This window comes from Halolamina pelagica, from assembly GCF_001307315.1.
Taxonomy (GTDB): Archaea; Halobacteriota; Halobacteria; order Halobacteriales; family Haloferacaceae; genus Halolamina; species Halolamina pelagica_B.
Genome location: NZ_LGUC01000001.1, coordinates 1678744 through 1700276, shown reverse-complemented (window position 1 = coordinate 1700276; position 21533 = coordinate 1678744). Strand labels below are relative to the sequence as shown.

22 protein-coding genes and 1 pseudogene are annotated in these 21533 nt (G+C 66.9%); 14 read left to right on the top strand and 9 right to left on the bottom strand.

The window, feature by feature from the left end:
* Positions 1 to 127 precede the first annotated feature (127 nt).
* The 3 genes from aroA (at position 128) to aroC (ending at position 4041) form a co-directional block, all read left to right on the top strand.
* Complete coding sequence (gene aroA / locus SY89_RS08940; RefSeq protein WP_054583959.1) at positions 128 to 1432, top strand: 3-phosphoshikimate 1-carboxyvinyltransferase; 1305 nt, start codon at positions 128 to 130, stop codon at positions 1430 to 1432.
* A 40-nt stretch (positions 1433 to 1472) separates the two neighbouring features.
* The gene (locus tag SY89_RS08935) at positions 1473 to 2780 is read left to right on the top strand and encodes an alkaline phosphatase family protein (protein ID WP_054583958.1); all 1308 of its coding nucleotides are present in this window, start codon (positions 1473 to 1475) and stop codon (positions 2778 to 2780) included.
* 94 nt (positions 2781 to 2874) lie between these two features.
* Complete coding sequence (gene aroC / locus SY89_RS08930; RefSeq protein WP_054583957.1) at positions 2875 to 4041, top strand: chorismate synthase; 1167 nt, start codon at positions 2875 to 2877, stop codon at positions 4039 to 4041.
* Here aroC and SY89_RS15945 read toward each other — a convergent pair.
* Positions 4038 to 4634: a CAP domain-containing protein gene (locus tag SY89_RS15945; protein WP_080506655.1), complete on the bottom strand. Its 597-nt coding sequence runs from the start codon at positions 4632 to 4634 to the stop codon at positions 4038 to 4040. The two genes, aroC and SY89_RS15945, sit on opposite strands and share 4 nt — an antisense overlap.
* On the bottom strand, positions 4635 to 7391 hold the full coding sequence (locus tag SY89_RS16535; protein ID WP_144427169.1) for a PKD domain-containing protein: 2757 nt from the start codon (positions 7389 to 7391) through the stop codon (positions 4635 to 4637).
* A gap of 133 nt (positions 7392 to 7524) precedes the next feature.
* On the opposite strand from SY89_RS16535, the gene SY89_RS08920 reads away from it, so the two are divergent.
* The 5 genes from SY89_RS08920 to lrpA1 all read left to right on the top strand — a co-directional run bounded on the left by SY89_RS08920 (position 7525) and on the right by lrpA1 (position 11245).
* Positions 7525 to 7746: a hypothetical protein gene (locus tag SY89_RS08920; protein WP_054583955.1), complete on the top strand. Its 222-nt coding sequence runs from the start codon at positions 7525 to 7527 to the stop codon at positions 7744 to 7746.
* 139 nt (positions 7747 to 7885) lie between these two features.
* Positions 7886 to 9364: a 2-oxoacid:acceptor oxidoreductase family protein gene (locus SY89_RS08915; protein WP_239685571.1), complete on the top strand. Its 1479-nt coding sequence runs from the start codon at positions 7886 to 7888 to the stop codon at positions 9362 to 9364.
* A 68-nt stretch (positions 9365 to 9432) separates the two neighbouring features.
* Complete coding sequence (locus SY89_RS18445; RefSeq protein ID WP_239685653.1) at positions 9433 to 9780, top strand: hypothetical protein; 348 nt, start codon at positions 9433 to 9435, stop codon at positions 9778 to 9780.
* Entirely contained in the window at positions 9777 to 10715 is a 939-nt protein-coding gene (locus tag SY89_RS08910; protein ID WP_054583954.1) for a thiamine pyrophosphate-dependent enzyme, read from the top strand. The genes SY89_RS18445 and SY89_RS08910 overlap by 4 nt, the downstream gene beginning before the upstream one ends.
* Before the next feature lie 101 nt (positions 10716 to 10816).
* A complete protein-coding gene (gene lrpA1, locus SY89_RS08905; protein WP_054583953.1) occupies positions 10817 to 11245 on the top strand; it encodes an HTH-type transcriptional regulator LrpA1 in 429 nt (142 codons plus the stop codon).
* Positions 11246 to 11430: 185 nt separating this feature from the next.
* Here the strand turns inward: lrpA1 and SY89_RS18440 are convergent, their stop codons facing one another.
* Positions 11431 to 12084, bottom strand: a complete 654-nt coding sequence (locus tag SY89_RS18440) for an MFS transporter (RefSeq protein WP_239685570.1) — start codon at positions 12082 to 12084, stop codon at positions 11431 to 11433.
* Positions 12081 to 12662, bottom strand: a complete 582-nt coding sequence (locus SY89_RS18435) for an MFS transporter (RefSeq protein ID WP_239685569.1) — start codon at positions 12660 to 12662, stop codon at positions 12081 to 12083. Before SY89_RS18435 ends, SY89_RS18440 begins: the two co-directional genes overlap by 4 nt.
* A 107-nt stretch (positions 12663 to 12769) precedes the next feature.
* Here SY89_RS18435 and SY89_RS08895 point away from each other — a divergent pair, with 107 nt between their 5' ends.
* From SY89_RS08895 to SY89_RS08880, 5 genes and pseudogenes are all read left to right on the top strand, one after another.
* Positions 12770 to 14062: an eIF2B alpha/beta/delta subunit family protein gene (locus SY89_RS08895; RefSeq protein ID WP_054583952.1), complete on the top strand. Its 1293-nt coding sequence runs from the start codon at positions 12770 to 12772 to the stop codon at positions 14060 to 14062.
* A 95-nt stretch (positions 14063 to 14157) separates the two neighbouring features.
* A pseudogene (gene dinB, locus SY89_RS08890) lies at positions 14158 to 15491 on the top strand (DNA polymerase IV).
* A 117-nt stretch (positions 15492 to 15608) separates the two neighbouring features.
* On the top strand, positions 15609 to 16454 hold the full coding sequence (locus SY89_RS08885; RefSeq protein WP_054583951.1) for a hypothetical protein: 846 nt from the start codon (positions 15609 to 15611) through the stop codon (positions 16452 to 16454).
* Positions 16451 to 16588, top strand: coding sequence for a hypothetical protein (locus SY89_RS17245; RefSeq protein ID WP_189319141.1), 138 nt, complete (start codon positions 16451 to 16453; stop codon positions 16586 to 16588). Before SY89_RS08885 ends, SY89_RS17245 begins: the two co-directional genes overlap by 4 nt.
* Positions 16588 to 16869, top strand: coding sequence for a hypothetical protein (locus SY89_RS08880; protein WP_054583950.1), 282 nt, complete (start codon positions 16588 to 16590; stop codon positions 16867 to 16869). Before SY89_RS17245 ends, SY89_RS08880 begins: the two co-directional genes overlap by 1 nt.
* 220 nt (positions 16870 to 17089) lie before the next feature.
* On the opposite strand, the gene tpiA is transcribed toward SY89_RS08880, so the two are convergent.
* From tpiA to SY89_RS08865, 3 genes are all read right to left on the bottom strand, one after another.
* Positions 17090 to 17734 carry a triose-phosphate isomerase gene (tpiA, locus tag SY89_RS08875; RefSeq protein WP_054583949.1) on the bottom strand — a complete coding sequence of 215 codons (645 nt, stop codon included), beginning with the start codon at positions 17732 to 17734 and terminating at the stop codon, positions 17090 to 17092.
* Positions 17735 to 17793: 59 nt separating this feature from the next.
* A complete protein-coding gene (locus tag SY89_RS08870; RefSeq protein WP_054583948.1) occupies positions 17794 to 18315 on the bottom strand; it encodes a multiprotein bridging factor aMBF1 in 522 nt (173 codons plus the stop codon).
* Between the two features lie 61 nt (positions 18316 to 18376).
* Positions 18377 to 18988, bottom strand: coding sequence for a class I SAM-dependent methyltransferase (locus SY89_RS08865; RefSeq protein WP_054583947.1), 612 nt, complete (start codon positions 18986 to 18988; stop codon positions 18377 to 18379).
* Between the two features lie 124 nt (positions 18989 to 19112).
* Here SY89_RS08865 and SY89_RS08860 point away from each other — a divergent pair, with 124 nt between their 5' ends.
* A complete protein-coding gene (locus SY89_RS08860) occupies positions 19113 to 20081 on the top strand; it encodes a sensor histidine kinase (RefSeq protein ID WP_054583946.1) in 969 nt (322 codons plus the stop codon).
* On the opposite strand, the gene SY89_RS08855 is transcribed toward SY89_RS08860, so the two are convergent.
* Positions 20078 to 20446: a winged helix-turn-helix transcriptional regulator gene (locus SY89_RS08855; RefSeq protein WP_054583945.1), complete on the bottom strand. Its 369-nt coding sequence runs from the start codon at positions 20444 to 20446 to the stop codon at positions 20078 to 20080. The genes SY89_RS08860 and SY89_RS08855 overlap by 4 nt on opposite strands.
* A 96-nt stretch (positions 20447 to 20542) precedes the next feature.
* Positions 20543 to 21361 carry a ParB N-terminal domain-containing protein gene (locus SY89_RS08850; RefSeq protein ID WP_054583944.1) on the bottom strand — a complete coding sequence of 273 codons (819 nt, stop codon included), beginning with the start codon at positions 21359 to 21361 and terminating at the stop codon, positions 20543 to 20545.
* Positions 21362 to 21533 lie beyond the last annotated feature (172 nt).

The following is a 21533-nucleotide window of genomic DNA, read 5'->3' as shown; positions in this document are numbered from 1 at the left end:
GAGACGGCTGGCCGCACAGCCGCGAACCGTCCCGCGACAGTTCTCAACGCACGGGCGGTCTGGTCCCGGCATCGTACTTGAATCGTTGCTCCGGTGGACTCATCTTCCCCCGACCCGACTCCGGCGTATGAAGAAACACGTTTCGCGCTCTCGGGTTTCCGGGCGCTGTCGCGCGCCGCCGTCGAAGAGCTACACGCACCGGGCGATTCTCGCGGCTGGGTACGCGGACGAGGCAACCGTCGAGGACCCGCTCGTGAGCGCCGACACGCGGGCGACGATGCGCGCTGTCTCGGCGTTCGGCGGGACGGTGGACCGGTCCCAGCTAGACAGTGGGACGCTGCGCGTCGACGGGTTCGACGGCCGACCCGCGGTCCCTGACGACGTGATCAACTGCGAGAACTCCGGAACGACGACGCGCCTCGTCACCGCTGCGGGCGCACTCGCCGACGGGTTGACGGTGCTCACCGGTGACGACTCGCTCCGCTCGCGCCCCCACGGGCCGCTGCTCGACGCCGTCAGGGATCTCGGCGGCCGTGCCGAGAGCACCCGCCGGAACGGGCAAGCACCGCTGGTCGTCGGCGACTCCCTGTCTGGCGGGACGGTCTCGATGCCCGGCGACGTGTCCTCGCAGTTCGTCACCGCGCTGCTGATGGCCGGCGCAGTGACGGGGGAAGGGGTCGAAATCAGCCTCGAGACCGAGCTCAAGTCGGCGCCGTACGTGGACATCACGGTCGAAGTGCTCGAGGCGTTCGGCGTCGACGCCGAACGAACCGACTCGGGATTCCGAGTCGCGGGTGGCCAGTCGTACTCGCCCGAGGGCGGCAGCTACGCGGTCCCCGGCGACTTCTCCTCGATCTCCTACCTCGCGGCGGCGGGCGCCGTCGCGGCCGAATCGGGGAGCGAGGGCGTGACCATCGACGGCGCACACCCCAGCGCCCAGGGCGACACCGCCATCGTCGACGTACTGGACCGCATGGGCGCCGACATCGACTGGGACCGAGCGGCCGGCGAACTCCGCGCTGCGGGCGGTAGTCTTTCTGGGGTCGAGGTCGACGTGGGCGACACGCCCGATCTCCTCCCGACGATCGCCGCGGTCGGCGCCGTCGCCGACGGCGACACCCGGATCGTGAACTGCGAGCACGTTCGACTGAAGGAGACCGACCGTGTGAGCGCGATGGCCGAGGAGCTGCGGAAGCTCGGCGCCGAAGTGACCGAGGAGACGGACACGCTCACGATCCACGGGAGCGACTCCTCGCTCGTCGGCACGGACGTCGACGGCCGCGGCGACCACCGGATCGCGATGGCGCTGGCCGTTGCGGGGCTCGTGGCCGAAGGAACGACGACCATCTCGGGCGCCGAACACGTCGACGTGTCGTTCCCCGAGTTCTGGGCAGTGCTCGACGAGCTCGGCGCGAACGTCACCGACGCCTGACCGCGGCGGTCGCTCCCGCAGCGGGCAACTCCCTGTCGGTGTGTCGGTAGCCCTTTTTCGGTCTGTCCGCGAGTACGCCCGTGAACGAACTCGCCCCCGCCCTCCGCACGGCGTACGAGGACGCTGGCTACGTCTACCCGGCGTACCGGGACCGCTGTTTCGCCGACGCCCCGAGAGCGCGCTCTCGCTGCTCTCGGACGCGTTCCCGCGGAACCTCCCCGACGAGGCGTTCGCGGGGCTGCTCGACGGCGAGATCGAGAACGTCGTCCTCCTGGTCGTCGACGGCTTCGGCCTCGGTCAGTGGACTCGCCTCCGGAGCGAGCTCCGACTGCTCGAGTCGTTCGAGCGCGACGGCACCGTCACCCCGTTGACCTCCACGTACCCGTCCGAGACGGCGGCCGCGATCACGACCCTTCACACGGGGCTCCTTCCGGCCGAACACGGCCTGCTGGGCTGGAACCAGTACCTCGACTCGATCGACGAGTCGATCCAGACGCTCCCGTATAGTCTCCAGGACGGGACGCCGGTGCGGGACGAGTACCCGCTGGCGAACCCCCGCGAACTGTTCGAGGGGGACGCAATCTACGGCGACGCCGAGGGACAGGGAATCGACACCCACGTCACTCAGCCCCAGCATATCGCCGGTTCGATCTCCTCCGAACTGACCACGGCCGGCGCGGAAACCCACGGCTACTGGAACGTCGCCGATATGGCGGTCACGCTCCGCGACGTGGTTGCCGACGGCGACGAGCCGACACACGTCACCGCCTACGTCCCCAACGTCGACTCGATCTCCCACGTGACCGGGACCGAGACGGCCCGATACGACGCACAGGTCAGGATGGTCACCGAGGCGATCCGAACGGGGTTCCTCGAGGAACTCGACCCAGACACGGCCGAGCGAACCGCTTTCCTGGTGACGGCTGATCACGGCCACACGAACGTCGAGCAGTCGGCCGCGGTCGATCTCTCGGTCCCGGCGGTGCAGGACTGTCTCGAGCGAGACGCCGACGACGAAGCGATTCCGCCACAGGGCGGCCCACGGAACGTCCAGTTCCACGTCGCCGACGGCCGCGTCGGGACGCTCCGCGAGTATCTCGAAGAGAAGGCTGGCGAGGACGTGCTCCTCTTCACCGAAACGGAGTACCGCGAACGCGGACTCTTCGGCAGCAACCACGCCGAGCCGGGCGAGACGTTCGACCGCCGTGCCCCCGATCTGTTGGCAGTCCACCGCCAATCGCCGATGTGGCACGAGGCGGACGACAAGATCGGCGTCCACGGCGGGATGACGCCGGCGGAGATGATCGTTCCCTTCGCTGCCGCTCGGGCGAGCGACCTGCAGAGCTGACTGCTCCGCCCGTTCTCACCGCCTCGCCAGCGTTGACGCCGTGGTGACCGGCCGCTTCTGCAACGACTATATGCCCGGCTCTCTAGGTTTGCCCATGAACGGCAATCGCTTTGGTCGCCTGTTTCAGGTGACCACCTACGGCGAGAGTCACGGTCCGGGGATGGGCTGTACCGTCAGCGGCGTCCCGGCCGGCGTCGAACTCGACGAAGCGGACATCCAGCGCGACCTGGACCGGCGCAAGCCCGGCCAGTCGATGATCACCACCAGCCGCGGCGAACCGGACGAGGTCTCGATCCAGTCCGGCCTGCAAGACGGCTACACGACCGGGACGCCGATCGGGATGACGATCCAGAACAAGGACGCCCGATCGGGGAAGTACGAGCCGTTCGTCACCGCACCGCGGCCGAGCCACGGCGACTTCACCTACTCCGCGAAGTTCGGCACGCGGAACTGGGGCGGCGGTGGCCGCTCCAGCGCGCGCGAGACGGTGAACTGGGTCGCCGCCGGCGCCGTCGCGAAGCAGGTGCTCGACCAGAGCGAGTACGACGTGCAGGTCAAGGCACACGTCAGCCAGATCGGCGATATCGAGGCGCCGGCGGTCAGTTTCGATCAGATGCTCGAACACAGCGAGGAGAACGAAGTGCGCTGTGCGGACCCCGAAACCGCCGAAGCGATGCGCGATCTGATCGACGAGTACCAGGAGGCGGGTGACTCCATCGGCGGCAGTGTCGCCTTCGAGGCCCAGGGTGTTCCCCGTGGACTGGGTTCGCCACGGTTCGACAGCTTCCCCGCTCGACTCGGGCAGGCGATGCTCTCGGTCCCGGCGACGACGGGGATCGAGTACGGACTCGGGAAGGAGGCACGCGAAGTCACTGGTAAGGAACGCAACGAGGACTGGGAGTTCCCGGCTGGCGAGGACGACCCCGACCCGACGCCTGTGGGCAACGACCACGGCGGGTTGCAGGGCGGCATCACGACCGGCCAGCCGATCTACGGCGAGCTCACCCTCCACGCGCCCACGTCGATTCCGAAAACTCAGAAGACCGCCGATTGGGAGACTGGCGAGGAGAAGGATATCCAGGTCGTGGGGCGTCACGATCCGGTGCTCCCACCCCGAGCCGTCCCGGTGGTCGAAGCGATGCTGTATCTGACGATTCTCGACTTCATGCTGCTCGGCGGCCGGATCAACCCTGACCGGCTCGACGACAACCCCGGGGCGTACGACACGCCGTACCACCCGAGCAGCCCGCGGAACGACTAACCGCAGAACTCCTGGGTGACGAAGACGGTGCCGTTTTCGTCGACGAAAACCCCGATTCCTTGTGAGTCGTAGTTGGGGGAGAGGGCGTTCGCGCGGTGGCCCGGGGAGTTGAGGAGGGCATCGACGGCGTCAGTGGCTATCTTACTATCTCTAGGCAGTTCTGAACCGGGATATGCCACACTTTCACCATATCCTGCCCTATGTAAGTTTTCTCCAATTGAATTACACCGGATATGCCTTTTGATAAATTTCACACCTACCTTAGTCCCGTTTGGGCCTATGTGTGCGAAATAGTCCCGTTGTGCCATGTCCCATGACTTGTACCGAGCGGCAGCGTCTAGCGTCTGGTTCCGAGCAAGCGGTTCTAGTCCGTTCTCTTTCCGTCGCTCGTTCATTTTCTCGTGAATAAGATTCTCTATTCGATCCACATCTACGTTGTACTTAGCTGGCGACGGTGTCTTCGGTTCTTGAAGTGTTAGTTCTGATTCCGTAGCCACTTCTTCGGTTTCGTCAGCACCGACCGGAATTTTGCCGTTCCCGACACAGCCAGCAGTGAGTACCAGCAGACAAACTGCGATCGTTACAACTCTCATTTAGTCCCCCTCAGAACAGATGTTCGGTTCCTGGTCTGCGGGTTCAGTTCCACACTGCTTCACTACTTTAGTGAGATTACGTACGTCACCGGACGGCTTACTGAATGCCCTAGTTTCGTGCCACGTGTATTGTGTGTTCTTCCATCGATAGATGTTCCTCTTTTCGAAGACCGGTCGTTTCCACTGAATGTACTCGGTCCCTACGCGGACCTCTTTCGTATACGCGTGAATCGCTTCCGCTTCGTACGTGGCTGCGCGGTAACGGTAGTCGTAGTTTGTCTCCTCAACACTACGTTCCCATTCGTAAACCGGGTCATACTCCGGGACGCGATATTCGTAGCGATAGTCGTACTCGGGATGGTAGTTGGTTTCCTCTTCGACACAGTGTCGGGTCTGGTAGAGTTCGATATATTCGACACACGTCGTCGTCTTGTCGTAGCCACTGATGTATCGATCCGCTCCGAGGTACTGCCAGTCTGCGTTTGCGTGGAACCGATAGTCGACCCACCGCGTGCTATAATCAACCTGTGTTTTTCCTACTTGCTCACCGCGGCTCCATCCACTTCCGCTCGGTCGGTCCGCAGATCGTTGTGTTTCGGTTTCTTGGACGGTATACGGGACTGCCTTGACGTATTCCCAGTCAGTCCCGAGGAGTCCACGCCGAGGAACCGTTGTGTGTTCCCAGCCGATGAATACTTGTTTCCGATCGATGTTCCGTTCCGCGAGAGCCCAGTTCCCGCCTGGATGGCTGGTGCTTTCAGTCCTCCGCTGTTCGGTGTGATACTCGATGGTCGTTCCAATCCGGGCCCACTCCTGGCCAGGGCTCGTTATCGTTCTATCGTCGATCGCGCGTGTCTTCGTGGTCTCGACACCGATCTGTTTTCGATCGATACGAGCGATTCCGTCCCGTGCCCAATCTTCCCCGGGGCTTTCAGCGGCTTTTGTTCTGAGTACTTCTGTTTTGTTCTGTTCGTAGTGCCAGACCGTGTATGTTCGTTGAGATATATTTACTGGAGCTGTTGCGCTATCAGAAGTCCAACTGGGGCTAATGGAGATAGCGTATCGTCCCGCTGAAGAATACTCGTATTTAAATTGATGGGACCGCGTGTTCCCCAGCGTATATGACTCTGAGTGTTCATCACCAAAGCTAATGAATATCTGTTCACCTGCATGGATTGAGTTCATCTGATACCTGCCGTAAACCGTCCTTCCCTGAGTGTGCGAGATCTGGATTTGGTTAGCCCGTCCGATATTCCCACCAATCGGGATAGGACGTTCCAGTTCGAAGGTTTTCTGTAGTTTTTGATCATTACCATTTTGGTCGGTGACTATTAGAGAAACGGAGACTGTTCCGTCCTCAAATTGCAAGTCTTCAAGCGAATACGAAATATTCGCTTGTGCTGGGTCGCCACTTGCTCTATTGCTGAGCATCGCAACGTCACCGATTCGCCAGTCGAAAGTCAGTCGGTTTGAATCAGGGTCGGTTGCTTCAGCGGTAAATAAGACTTGTCTACTATTAGTACCTTCTTTGTCATTAATGAAAGATGCTTCCAAGCTGAGGATTTTTGGGATGTGTTCGTTGAGTGGGTCTTGACCGAAATTATTCGAACTGTCAACAACAGTCACCACCTTCTCTACCCGCGTCACGCCGCCATGCTCGTCTCGAACCGTCGCTTCCAACGTCACCGTTCCATCATCCGCAGGGATCTCCGTGAACCGGAACGAGCGTGCCCACTCGCCGCTGCTGGTCGGCCCGCGCCACGGCATCGGCGCCACCGCCTCGACCGACCCGTCGTCGCTCGTCAGACTCACCGACGTGATCTGCCCGTCCGGATCGGACGCTACGAGCCGATACGTTTTCGTCGAGTTGACGACCGCCGTGTTGTCGCCTTCGATCGAGGCGCTCGGGTGGGTGTTCCGCACGTCGACGCTCTTCGTCAGCGTCGCCGTCGCGCCGTCGTCGTCGACGACGATCGCCGAGATCTCCGCAGTCGTCCCGGGCGTTCCGTCGACCGTGAGGCTGCGTGTGCGGCTCCGGAGTTCGCTCTGCGCCGCTGGTGAGGCGGACAGCGCCGTCGGGAGCCACCACCGATCGACGATTTCGCCATCCGGGTCGGTCGCGTCGATCGTGTAGGTCACCGACGACCCCGAGGCGCCCGATGAGGGGCCGCGGATGGCACCATTCGGTGGCTGGTTCGTCGACGCAGTCGTGCTGTCCGGGGCGTTCTGTGCCGTCGGCTCGGGCTCTGCAGTCCTGACCTGATTCGGCGTCGATTCCGCGCTCGGCGTCGGCTCCGAACGTGGCGTCGTCTCCCCGTTCGAGCCCGTGGTGGGCGTCGTAGTTGCCGTCGTCGTTTCCGACGGAGTCGCCGTTCCGGGGGCAGGCGCCGGCGGGTCGGACGACCGTTCGACGTCGACGTACAGCGTGTCGCTGTGGCGCTTTCCGTCGTCGCCGGTGACGGTCAGCGTGACGTAGTACCGTCCGACTTCCTCGGGGATGAAGCGAGTCGTCGCCGAAGTCGGATCGGCGGGCGTGATCGTCGCCCCATCCGGCGTTTCGATCGACCAGTTGTACGCGACGATTTCGCCGTCGGGGTCGAGACTGCCACCGCCGTCGAGATACACCGTGCTGCCGACCGTCGCAGTCTGATCGAGGCCGGCATCGGCGAGCGGCCGGCCGTCGTCGCCAGCAGCGACCGGTGCCGTCACGCCTGCGAACACGAGGAGGACTGCCAACGCGAGCGAACGTAGTTTCATCGAGACAGGAGATTCTTCTTATCGCTATTGTACTTAAATTCCGTGGAGTATGGGTGATTCAACCACCGGCGTGGCGAGGGTCCGGTGGCGGCGTGTCCGTGCGTTATTTATCCTTCGCCCCCGGTCTACGGCCATGGTCGAGAACGAGTCTTCGATGCCCTACCTGCTCACGGGTGCGATGACCGCCGGACTCGCCGTCCTACTCGTGGGCGTCGAACTCGGCACCGAGATGGGGATGCACAACGCACAGCTCGCCCAACCGCTGCAGGCTGTTGGAGGCGCCGTCATCGTCGTCGGCGTCCTGCTGCTCGCTCGCTATCTGGACCAGCTGCCGGATCAGGGCGACGGCCACTGAGGCTGGCTGCGCGATCGACCGTTTCTTCTCCCGCGGGGTATTCCTCACGATCTTTCCACGACAACTCATAGCAAGTGCTTTGAGTTCGGCGTGGGAAGACCCATGAAGACGCGACCTGACGTGGGTCGCCGTACCACTCATGACTGACGACGAACTCATCTGGCGGATCGCAGGGGGTTCCGGGGACGGAATCGCTTCGACCAGCCAGAACTTCGCGAAAGCGTTGATGCGGTCGGGGCTCGACGTGTTCACCCACCGACACTACCCGTCGCGGATCCGCGGCGGCCACACGTACACGGAAGTACGCGCTGCGCCCGATGGCGTGACCTCACGGGGCGACGGCTACGACTTCCTCCTGGCGCTCGGTGACTCCTTCGCGCGGAACCCGCAGGAGGAGGCGTACTACGGCACCGAGGAGATCAAGCCGCTCTCGGAGAACCTCGACGATCTCCGGGAGGGCGGGGTGATCGTCTACGACTCCGGCCTCATCGACGCCGACGAGGTACCGAACTTCGACCAGCGCGTCGAAGAGAACAACTGGCACGTGTTCCCCCTCGACCTCCGCGGGCTGGCCCGCGAGAAGGGTCGCGAGGTGATGCGGAACACCGCCGGCGTCGGCGCCACCTGCGCTATCGCCGACATTCCCGTCGAGGCGATCGAGGAACTGATGACGGACGCGATGCCCGAGAAGATCCTCGAACCCAACCTCGAGATCCTGAACGAGGCCTACGACGCGGTGCTGGAGGACTACGACCTCAGCGGCGTCGAGGTCTCCTGCCCCGAGGGCGAGCACGAGGAGGAACAGGTGCTCGTCAACGGGTCGGAGGGGATCGCCTACGGCGCGTTCGACGAGGGCTGCCGGTTCATCTCCGGCTATCCGATGACGCCGTGGACGGAAGTGTTCACGATCATGTCGAAGGTCCTCCCCGACGTGGGGGGCATCTCCGAGCAGGTCGAGGACGAGATCGCCGCCGCGTCGCTGGCCATCGGCGCCGCCCACACTGGCGTGAAGGCGATGTCCGGATCGTCCGGCGGCGGCTTCGCGCTGATGTCCGAGCCGCTCGGACTGGCGGAGATCTCGGAGACGCCGATCGTGCTGCTGGAGGCGGCACGAGCCGGTCCGTCGACCGGGATGCCGACGAAGCCCGAGCAGGCGGATCTGGAGCACGTCCTGTACACGTCACAGGGCGACTCGAACCGCGTCGTGTTCGCGCCCGCGGATCCCGCGGAGGCGTACGATCACGCGCGACGAGCGTTCCAGATCGCCTACGAGTACCAGATCCCGTCGATCATCCTCTACGACCAGAAGCTCTCGGGGAGTACCGCAACGTTCCGGCCTCCCACTTCGATCGCGAGCCGAACCCCGATATCGGGCAGACGCTCACGGAGACGGAGATCGCCGACGCACCCCACGAGCCCGGCGGGAAGTTCCACCGCTTCCGCCACGACCCCGAGGACGGCGTCTCGCCGCGCTCGGTGCCGGGCCAGAAGGGCGGTCGGTTCCTCGCCTCCGGGAACGAGCACAACGAGGCCGGCCACATCAGCGAGGACCCCGACAACCGCGTCGCACAGGTCGACCGGCGCAACCGGAAGCTCGAGTCGATCCGCGAGGAGCTGAACCAGGACGGTCTCAACGTCACCTACGGCCCCGAGGACGCCGATTACGGTGTGCTCGCCTTCGGCAGCATGGTCGGCACCGTCGAGGAGGCGGTCGGCCGGCTCAACGACGACGGCGAGTCCGTGAAGGCGCTCGCGGTCGGCGAGCTCGCTCCGTTCCCGGAGGGACAGGTGCGGGAGTTCATCGAGAGCGTCGACCGCGTGATGGTCGTCGAGATGAACGCCTCCGCACAGTTCCGCGGCCTCACCCAGAAACACCTGGGTGAGTACGGGCCGAAGCTGTCGAGCCTCCTGAAGTACAACGGCAACCCGTTCGAACCCGGCGAGATCGTCGAAGGGTTCCACAACACGGTCGCCGGCGAGGAAACGACTGACCACCAGACGACGTTCGTACCCGCGGGGGTGACTGACCTATGAGTGCATTCAGCGCAATCGGCGAAGAACGCGAGATCGACCAGGACGAGTACACGCCGGGCATCGAGCCCCAGCCGACGTGGTGTCCGGGCTGTGGCGACTTCGGCGTCCTCAAGGCGCTGAAAGGCGCCCTGCCCGAAGCCGGGCGAACGCCCGACGAGACCCTGACGGTGACGGGGATCGGCTGCTCGGGCAAGCTGAACTCCTACTTCAACAGCTACGGGTTCCACACGATCCACGGGCGCGCACTGCCCGTGGCGCGAGCCGCGAAGCTCGCGAACCCCGGACTGGAAGTGATCGCCGCCGGCGGTGACGGCGACGGCTACGGGATCGGCGGGAACCACTTCATGCACACCGCCCGGGAGAACCACGACTTCACTTACATCGTGTTCAACAACGAGATCTTCGGCCTCACCAAGGGCCAGACCTCGCCCACCTCCCCGAAGGGCCACAAGTCGAAAACTCAGCCCCACGGCTCGGCGAAGGAGCCGGTGCGGCCGCTCTCGCTCTCGCTCACCTCGGGGGCGTCGTTCGTGGCCCGCACGGCCGCCGTCAACCCGAACCAGGCGAAGGAGCTGATCAAGGAGGCCATCGAGCACGACGGGTTCGCCCACATCGACTTCCTGACCCAGTGCCCGACCTGGAACAAGGACGCAAAGCAGTACGTCCCGTACATCGACGTCAACGAGAACGACGACTACGAGTTCGATCCGACGAACCGGGACGAGGCCGCGTCGATGATGCGTGAGGCCGAAGAAGCCCTCTACGAGGGTGAGGTGCTCACCGGGAAGTTCTACGTCGACGACAGCCGACCGTCCTACCAGCAGGAGAAACAGCAGATCGGCGAGATGCCCGAGGAGCCGCTGGCCGAGCGCTACTTCGACGACGATTACGACTGGGAGCGCTCCGCCGACATGTTCATCGACGACCACAAGTGAACGCCAGGGCTCGGGAGCGCGCTGCTCCCGGGTGTTCGTTCCGTTCGACCATCGCTTTCCGCTTCGCAAGGCATTTTTCCTCGCACGCCGAACCCTACTCCATGACTACGTCGGCCACGGAAGACCGAATCCTACAGATCTTGGAGGACGACGCGCAGGCGTCGGTCTCCGAGATCGCCGAGCGCGCCGACGTCTCGAAGCCGACGGTCCGAAAGTACGTCCGCCAGCTCGAAGAGGAGGGCGTCATCGTCGGCTACTCCGCCGAGGTCGACCCCAAGAAGCTCACGGGACAGTCGATCGCGCTGGTCGGGATGGACGTCGACAGCGAGCAGTACGTCGACGCGACGAACGCGCTCAAACAGCTGGACGCGGTCGAGTCGTTGTACAGCTCATCGGGCGACCACATGCTGATGGCGGAGATCCGAGCCGAGAACGGTGACGCGCTCGGTGACGTGATCAACGACGAGGTGCTCGAAATCGACGGGCTGACCGCAGCCCACCCCACCTTCCTGCAGGAACGACTGAAGTAGCCGATCCCGATTCGTTCGCCGCCGGACGCCGCAGGCAGCCGATCAATCCCGGCTGTCGCCATCGTCCCGAGCCGGGCCGGCCTGTCAGAGGCCGTGCTAACCGCATCGTGTTTTCGTATCCGTGGCGCGTTTCCGTATCCGTGGCGTGTCCGTGTGCGCTGAGGAACTGTGTTCGGGGAGAAGCGCTACGGATCGGCGACGCTCGACGATGAGTCGGCCGATCCGGTGGCAGTCGTCGTCGCGGGCCCGGTGTCCTCGCGCACGGGTGAGGTGAGCAGCCAGAGCGCTCCGGCGACGACGGAGACGGCGACGCCGGTGGCCGAGAGGAACGTCACTGCGCCGAGCCCCTCGGCCACGCGGCCACCGAGCAGGTTCGCGGTCCCCGACGCGAGCGAGAGCGCCATCGACACTCCCGACAGTACGGTGGCCCGGCCCAGATCACCGAGTCTGTCGTTGAGGTACTCGTTCCGGACCGGGCGGACCAGCTGTGAGACGGCGCGACGGGTGAACACCGCCGGCACGAGCAGGAGCGGGAAGACCGCGAAACTCGCGTAGAGGACGCCGAAGACCGGAACCAGCGACAGCATGACCCCGCGCGTTCCCAAGCGATCCTGCACCGCCCCCGCGACGCCGGTGGCGATCGCCGAGACGATCTTGAACCCCGCGTAGAGGGCGCCGAGCCCGGCGACGGGGACGCCAACGGATCGGAGGGCGGGCTGTTCGAACACCCGGGTCACCGAGAACACGACGTTGAACAGCGCGGCGTAAAGCACCAGCCAACCGATCGAGGGGCGGGTGAACTGCTCTCGGAGCAGTGAGGCTGCCCGCCTGATGGTCATCGACGGCTCGTCGGCAGCGGTGTCGGGCGTTCCGCCAGTTCGGGGAGCGTGAACAGGACAGGCAGGCCGAGTGCGGCGACGGCGGCGTTGGCGGTGAAGGGGATCGCGGGATCGACGGTGTACAAGAAGCCGGCAGTGAGCGCCGCGCCCGCCGAGACGGCCAGCATCACGGACTCGGCTCGCCCACTCAGGCGGGCGAACTCGCCCTCGAGATCCTTATCGGCCAGGAGTTCGTACAGCCAGGCGTCGCTGGTCCCGCTACGTAACGTCCACGCCAGCGACCACAGCAGCATCAACGCGGTGAACGCGCCCGTCGACGACGCGACCACGAACCCCGCCATCACCGTCGTGGTGACGGCGTTTCCGAGTGCGAGCGTCTTCCGTCGCCCCAGGTAGTCGGCCAGATAGCCGGTCGGCAGCTCGCCCGCGACCATCCCGAACAGGAAGACAGCCTGGACGAACCCGATCTCGGCCAGCCCCAGCCCCTGTGCCTCCATGTATATCACTGACACCGGGAGGTAGAACCCGTTCGTGAGCGTCGCACGGTAGGCGTAGTACCGCTTGACGATCGAGATCATAATCGACTGTTGACTCCCGGACGCCAAGGGCGTTCCCGGCAGCCAGTTTAAGTAGATTCCTTGACAAATGTGCGATGCCTGATACGGCTCGGGATCGAACGCCCGGTATGGCTGCCGACAGCGAGTCGACCGAGGTCGTCACGGTGTTCCTCCGCAACGGCGCCGGCGTGCTCCTCCTGCGGCGTAGCGACGCCGTCGGCTCCTACAGCGGGCAGTGGGGGGCGGTCGCGGGCCACGCCGAGGGTGACCCCGAGGCTGCCGCTCGCGAGGAGATCAGGGAGGAGACGGCGCTCGATCCGGGCGCCGACGTTACCCTCGTCCGCCGCGGGGCGCCGTTCGAGGTGGTCGACGACGACCTCGGTACGCGGTGGGTGGTACACCCCTCACTGTTCGACGCTCGGACTCGTGACGTGACGACCAACTACGAGACGACCGAACACGACTGGGTCCCGCCGACAGAGATCCTCCGCCGGGAGACAGTTCCGGCGCTGTGGACCTCGTACGACTGCGTTCGACCGACTGTGGAGACGGTCGCGGGAGATCGTGAACATGGGTCGAGTACGCTCTCCCTGCGGGCACTCCAGCACCTCCGGGACGAAGCCGCCCTGGCTGCCGACCGCGGGGCGACCGACTGGGACGACCTCGCCGCCACGGCACGGGCACTCCGGGATGCTCGCCCCTCGATGGTCGTGATCGCGAACCGCGTGAACCGCGCGATGTTCGACGCGATCGACGAAGCGACCCCGGCGGCCGTCGAACGGGCAGCGACGGCTGGGATCGACCGCGGGCTCGCGGCCGACGAGCGGGCAGTCGCCCGCGCGGCCGAGCGCCTGCCCGACCGGGTGGCCACACTTTCCCGATCCGGGACGGTGCTGGCCGCGCTCGCTGAGGCGTCCCCCGAGTTCGTGCTCGTCGCCGAGTCCCGGCCGGGCCGGGAGGGCGTCGACGCTGCCGAGCGGATCGGGGCCGAGACGGACGCCGCGGTAGCGGTGGGCGGGGACGCCGCGTTCGGTGAACTGCTCGCCGCCCGCGAGATCGACGCGCTGCTCGTCGGCGCCGACGCGGTGCTCCCCGACGGGCGCGTCGTGAACAAGGTCGGCACTCGTGGGGCAGTCGCGGTCGCGAGCGCGGAGGGCGCCGCCCGCTACGTCGTTACGACGACCGACAAGGTTCGGCCGGCCGAGGCCGGTGCTGCCGGCCTCGACTTCGACCGTGAGGAGCGAGACCCGGCAGCGGTGTACGACGGCGACGCGGAGATCTCGGTCGAGAACCCGACGTTCGGCGCGACCCCGGCGGCGCGGTTCGACGCGATCGTCACCGAAGACGGCCTGCTCGACCGCGATGGCATCAGGGCGGTCGCTACCGCACATCGGCGACGTGCCGACTGGGCCGAGCGGTAGCGGTTCTCGGCCCTCCAGACGTCGCCACCGGTTTCGCGTTCTACTTCCGCCGTGCTCGGGAAACCCTCTTTTCCGTCCCGCTCCCAATCTGCGCTATGAGCGGGAGCACCCTCCCGGGAACCGGCGACGACGAGTCGCCAGATCGAGTGGTGCTCCACGTCGACATGGACTGCTTCTACGCCTCCTGCGAGCGCCGCAGAGAGCCCGAACTGCGCGGCGAGCCAGTCGTCGTCGGGATGGGGTACGAGGCCGGCGAGACCATCGGCGCCGTCGCGACCGCGTCCTACGAGGCCCGGGAGTACGGCGTCGATTCCGCCCAACCGATCTCCCAAGCCGTGGAGCGACTGCCGCCCGTCGAACGTCCCGATTTGGGCACCGGGGGGACGTTCGCGGCCACTACCGCCCGGTGGATATGGAGTTCTACCAGTCGGTCGCGAGCGAGGTAAAGACGATCCTCCACGACTGTGCCGACACGGTCAGGGAGGTGAGCATCGACGAGGCGTACCTCGACGTGACCGACCGCACGTCCTGGGAGCGCGTCGACGATCCTGCACGGGCGTCGGGCGCCGCCGAGCAGCGAACCCTGGCGGAGGGGTTCGCCCGGCACGTTCGCGAGCGCATCGCCCGCGAGGTGGGAGTCCCGGCGAGCGTCGGCGTCGCGCCGAACATGGCGGCCGCGAAGGTCGCGAGCGACCACGACAAACCGGACGGGCTGACGGTGGTGCCGCCCGGGACCGTCGCCGAGTTCCTCGCGCCACTACCGATCGAAGAGATCCACGGCGTCGGCCCCGTCCGTGCCGGGGAACTCCGCGACATGGGGATCGACACCGCGGGCGACCTGGCGGGAGCCGACCCCGCGACGCTCCAGGACCGCTTCGGCGACCGGGGCCGGGAGCTGTACGACCGCGCCCGCGGCGTCGACGACCGGGCGGTCACGCCCACGGGGCTGCCCAAGAGTCTCTCGCGTGAGTCGTCGTTCTCGGCGGCGACCACGGACAGCGACGCGATGCGGGAGAAGCTCCGCGCGCTCGCGGCCGCGGTCGCCGAACGCGCCCGCTCGAAGGGGGCGCTCTATCGCACCATCGGGATCAAAGTCGTCACCACGCCGTACGACGTGAACACGCGGGCCGAATCGCTCTCGGGCCCCGTCGACGAGCCGGATCTCGTCGCGGAGGTGGCGCTCTCGCTGCTCGATGAGTTCGTCGACAGCGAGGTCCGAAAGCTGGGCGTCCGCGTCTCGAAGCTGAGTTTCACCGCGGACGAACAGGCCAGCCTCGACGGGTTCGACGCGGCCGGGTCCCGGAACGGAACTGTCGCCGACGACAGCGGTGAATCGGACGACGCCGGGGGGACGACGACGGAGCAAGTGGAGCGATCAACGCCCGCTAAGAACCGCTCGGGACAGTTCTCGCTCGAGGAGTTCGAGTAGCCCCGTCGGAAACCCTATGTGGCCACGGGTGGTGGATTACGACGACTCCGGCGACCGACACGGTCGCTCACCGCCGTTCGCCCGGCGTCACCGCCGGGGGAGGTCGACGCCACCACCATGACCGACGACACCGACCACGACGGCCACGCCGCCGACGACCGCGCCGTTTCGCTCCCGCTCATCGACTCCTTCGCGGCGCTCGAGGCCGAACTCGACGCGAAAGCCGACCGCATCGAACGGCTCGAGGCGGAGCTCGACCGACGCTATCTCGATCCCGACGAGCACGCGCGGGCCGGGAACGATGCGGCCGAGCGGACGGGAGACGCGACCGACGACACCGACCCCCGATCGCCCGGCGACTGGGAACCGGCGACGGACCCCCTCGAGCAGACTGAGGGCACGACCGCGAACGATGGCCGGGACCGCGCCTCCCCAACGCGCGAGTCGACCGCCGCCGACGATTCGGGGCTCGCACCCGTTCGCACCGCCTGCTCGAAGCAGGGTGACCCACCGGCGGTAGAGCCCACGCTCGACCCCGACGAACCCACGGGGGTGACGATGGAGGCCGGATCGGATCTCACGGGCGGCTCACTCGGCAGCACCACCGACGCGCTCTCCGCACGGATAACGCAGCCCGAGAGCGGAAGTGAGACCGGTGCCTCGGACGACGCGGAGGCCGACGCCGCCGACTCGACAAGTGGGACTGCCCGCCCGGACCCGACTGCCGACCGCGGGGAACGGCTCAGCCGACTCGTCCGGCGTGCCGAGCGCCGTGACGCGGACGCGGTGATCGACGCCTTCGTCGAGGGGATCGAGGCGCTCGACGACGTGACGCGGGCGATGCTGGCACACTACCGCGCGGTCGGCGACGCGGCGCCCGTCGACGCCCACGTCGCCGCCGGGGGTCGGGCGAGCGCCAGTACGCCTACGCGCGCAACCGCACGCTCCGGAAGGCGGGCGTGATCGAACACGACGGCGCCGGCCGCTATCGCTACGCGCTTCCCGATCTCGTGGCGGAGGCGTTCGACGGCAACGCCGGCGACCGGACCGTGGACGACGCCGTCGCCGCCATCGAGGCCAGGGCGGCCCTCGACTGATGCGCGCGCTCCCCGAGACTGGCCCGGGTCGCTGGCGACTGGATCGTCACGCACGGCTGGTGGTGTACGAGGCCGACGCCGGCGACGAACTGGTGACGGTGTACGACTGCGGCGCCGCCCAGAAACCGCCCGCCGCGCAGTTTATCGGCAACCTCGTCCGGGTGCGCCCGCCCCACGAGATCGAACACACGCCGACTGGGTACGCCGTCACGCTCCGGGACGGCGGCACGCTGGTCGAGCAGGGCGAGGACCACTACGTGATCGCGGAACGGGAGGACTGAAACTCAACCTCTTTTACCGGGGTTCGACCGAGCGAAGCGAGGGAGGACCCCGGTAAAACCCGTTGATGTCAAAAGGCCGCATTCGCGAGGTTTCACCACGCTTCGGCGGCGAACCGCTCGCTCCCGCTGGTCGCGCCCGGATGCTCGACCTGCAACCCTACTTACCGCCCGGTCCGGAGTGGCTTTCGAACGATGAAACCCCACACTGCTCTAGTCCTACTCAGAGCGGGTCGACGAGATCCCGCAGCACCGCCTCGGGGTCGTCGGCGAGCGCGACGCCCGACGCGAGCAGCACGCCGTCGGCGCCGAGGTCGCGGGCGGCCGCCACGTCCTCGCCGGTCGCGATGCCGGCACCGCAGAACACCTCGACGCCGTCGTCGACCGCGGCCGCGGCGTCGACCGCGTCGCGGACGATCTCCGGGTCGGCGGTGGCGACGGACTCGTCGCCGCCGATGAGCGCCGGGGGTTCGACCGCGACCGCGTCGGGGGCCAGCGCCGTCGCGGCCGCGATCTGGTCGGGGTTGTTCGCACAGACGACCGTCTCCAGGCTCGCCGCGTCGGCTGCGTCGAGGCTCGCGTCGATATCGGCGAGTTTCAGCCGGTTCTCGGAGTGGTTCAGCAGCGTCCCGACGGCGCCCGCGCCCTCGACCGCGGCGGTGTGGGTGCTGCCAGTGTGGCTGCCGTGGTCGACGGGACTGACGTGTTGGGCCCACGTCTCGACGCCCGTCTCGGCGACGGCGCCGAGGCGGGCCGCCTGCGGGGCGACCGCGATGCGGGCGCCGGTGTCGTCGGCGACCCTGGCGGCGGTTTCGGCGACGCTCACTGGGTTACAGTCGTACGCTTTGAGGTTGACGAGGATGAACACGTCGGGAGGCGGGGCCCGACCAGCAAATAGGTAGGCGGTTCTCGGCGGGGCGGGGGTCGTTACTCGCCCTTCCGCTCGACCACGTCGCCGAGGGTCTGGGTCATCGAGGAGTCGGTCTCCCAGTCGGTGGTGTCGTCGTCGGAGCCCTCAGAGAGCGAAACGCCGAGGCGCTTCTCGAGTTTGCCGCGCACGTCGTCGCTCGGGAGGATGTCGCCGCGCTCGAGCTTGCTGATCAGGGAGGCCTTCTCGTTGAGCTCCTTCGCGAGGTCCTCGCGGCTCAGCCCCTCGCGCTCGCGGGCGCTCCGGATCTGCTCGTCGTAGTCGCCCGCGATCTCGTCCATCTGGTCGAACATGTCGCGTCGACGGCTGCTGCCGCCGGTGCTGGTGCCACCGCTCGAGGACGACGACGAGCTCCCGCCGGAAGAGGAAGTGGAGTACTTCGTCGAGGTCGTCGAACTCGACTCCGTTTTGACCTCCGTGCCGAAATCCTTGCAGTCGTCGCAGAGTTCGAGTTCCGCGCCCTCGACTTTCGTCGTGGTGAGCGAGGACTTCTCCGCGCCGCACATCTCACACTGGGCCATACGCGATCTACCGGGTCTGGCAGTAAAAAGGAACCGGCAGGGCCAGCAGGCGACGGGGCGATCAGTCCCGGTGCCGGCACCGCAGAAACGGCCACTCGACGTCGTCCATCCGGCTCTCGACGGCGTATCGGTCCTCGACGGTGAGTCCCGCGGCCGCCAGCAGCTGCTCGGTCTCCGAGAGCGGCGGGAACGACCAGACCATCCGCTCGCCGGTGTCGAGCCAGTCGTCGTTCTCACCGGCCCAGTCGTCGCCGATGCTGAACAGGAACTCCCCACCCGGCTTCAGGACCCTGGCGACCTCCTCGTAGCAGTCGGCGTGAGCGTCGATCGGCAGGTGGATCACGGAGTAGAAGGCGGTGACGGCGTCGAAGCTGTCGGCCTCGAACGGGAGCGTGGTCAGCTCCCCGGCCACCAGATCGGCGTCGACGCGGTCGCGGGCGAGCCGGAGTTGCTCGGACGAGAAGTCCAGCCCGACGGCGCGCTCCGCGGGGAGGAACTCGAGCGGCCCCGCGCCGGCGCCACAGCCGAGGTCCAGCACCCGCGGGCTGGCAGGGAGCGACTCACGGAGGGTTTGGAGCCCGTCGTTCTCCGCCGGATCGCTCGTTCGTTGGTCGTCGTAGGTCGCCGCCATCGCGTCGTAGCCCGTCCGGACCGTCGATCGGCGTTCGTCCACGCGGCGGTGTCGCGAGCGAGGGGGCAAATCGCTTCCGGACCCGAGTGAACACACCGCACGATTCAGCTATCAGATCTCGGATTCGGAGCGAGTATTTATTCCGGATGGGGCCGAACCACCCCGTGTGACGCGGACTCGCGAGTCGTCGCTCGCCGACCGTCGCGTTCTCGTTCTCGGGAACGACGACAGAGCGGCGGCGCTCGTGCGCACGCTTGCGGCCGACGGCGTCGACGCGACGCGGACGGCGGCAGCCCCCGAGGCACTGGCGACGCTCGACGCCGTCCAGATCGATCTGTTCGTCGTCGTCGATGGGGGTGAGTGGCGCCCCGGCGACGTGTTCGGCGCCGCTGCACGTCGGGGTCACCAACCCCAGGGCGTGTTCGTGGGCTCGAAAGCCCGGGAGCTTCCACCGGGCGTCGAACAGGCGCCTGCGGGCGCCGAGGCGGCCGCCTCGGTGATCCGGCAGCGCCTGCTCGCGGCGACGGCCACCGAAGCCGAGCCGGCGGTCGACCACGACCCACTCGCCGCCTACGGCGAGACGGTCTCCCACGAGCTCCGGAACCACTTGAGTGCCGCCAGGCTCGCCGTCGACTCCCTCGACGGCCCGACGGTCGAACAGGTACACAACGCGCTCGACCGGCTCGAGGGGCTGGCCGACGAGGCGGCAGCCATCGCCGCCGGCGAGGTCGACGACCCCGAACTGGTGTCGCTCGAAACGGCCGCCGAGGACGCCGCCTCCCGCGTCCGATCGCCCCAGTCGTCGATCCAGGTCGACGCCGACGACCGCGTTGCGGGCGACCCCGAACTGGTGACGCTCCTGCTCGAGAACCTGATTCGCAACAGCGTCGAACACGGGAGCAGCGAGGGGGCCGACGCGGGAGTGACCGTACGCGTGACCGACACCGACGCCGGCTTCGCGGTGGTCGACGACGGCCCGGGCTTCGGCGGCGGCGACCCGTTCGCGTGGGGCTACTCCACCGACGGGGGACAGGGTGCCGGGCTCGGGATCGTGCAGCGGATCGCCGACGCACACGGCTGGGAGATCGTCGTGAGCAGCGATGACGGCGCGCGCGTCGAACTCAGAACCGACTAATCGTCAGCGGCGGCCTGACAGCTGTCCATCCACTCGTTGGCCCACGACTCGATCTCGTCGAACACCGGCGCCAACGACTCGCCTTTCCCCGTCAGCGAGTAGTAGGTCGCGACCGGCGAATCCTCCTCGAGGCGGCGGTCGACGAACCCGGACTCCTGGAGGTCGTCCAGCACGCGCGAGAGCGTGCGGGCGTTGGCCTCCGTCGAGCGCTTGAGCTCGTTGAACCGTTTCTCGCCCTCGGTCAGATCGTGGAGCACCACGAGCCGCCACTGGGAGCCGATCTGTTCGACCGCGTCGACGACCGGGCAGACGTTGTCGGCCTGTCGCTCCGGCGCCGTCCCGCCTTCCTCGATATCGGTGGACATCTGTTACCCGGTTGTACGCCGACAGCCATAACGGCTTCCCCTGTCGAGCCACGCGCTGTTCGACGACCCACCGATTCGTGCATACAACCCCGCCCATCAGCGGTCGCCACGCTCCAGTCCCGCCAGATCGGGGTGGTTTCGGTGGGGCGGGGGAACCTGGTGGCCGCGCACCCAGGCGTCACGAACAGCCTGCCAGCGTCGATGGCGGCGGAGCACCCGAACCGGGACCGTATCGAGCCCCAGCAGCTTCGCGATCGACAGCCGGTTCCGGCCGTCGGCAAACAGCAGCTCGCCGTCTCGGTCGACGTGCACCGCGATCTCGTGTTTGAACCGTTCCGTCTTCAGCGCGCGCCGATCGTGGCTGTCGTCGCCCTCGATCGGATCGCTCGCCGCCCCGTCGTGTAGCTCGGCCTGCGTTCGGTAGCCGTCGGCGGCGATGCGGTCGTACAGCGTGTCGAGGCGCTCACAGCGCTCGTCGAACTCCCGTCGGGTTCGACAGCCCCACTGGGGACTGCCGGCCTCGATCTGGTCGACGACGCGGTCGTAGAACGCGGTCTCCTGCCACGGGACGCCGGCCTCGAAGTGGCGCTCGTACGCCCGGAACACGTCCAACTCCGCGAAGCGGGCTCCGCCCCGGTCCCAGTCGCCGCCGACGACCGCGCCGGCGTGTTTGAACTTCGGGCCCGGCACCGGAACCGTGCGTTCGATCGCGGCGGGGTCGACCGGCAGGAGCCGGTAGGGGGCCGGCGGCGCGGCGTACCGGAGCCGGTTCGAGACCCACCTGAGTCGGACAGTGCCCCGCGCGTAGCCGTCGCGGGCTCGGAGGAGCAGTGACTCCCACTGCGGGTGGCGGTCGACGAGTCGCTGGCCGACGGCTCGGAGCCTGTCGTCGACGGCGGAGACGGCGGCATCCATCCCGGCGCTACTCGTCCCCGCCGGGTGGGTTCGGATCGCTCTCGGCGCCGGCTCCCCCAGGACGATCGATCGTTCGGGTTCGCATCGACGCGATAGTCAGCCGTCGCGGTGTTAGTTATGGAGCGGTTACGTGGAGAAAGCGGGGCTCGTTCGACGAACTCGGTGGGGTGTG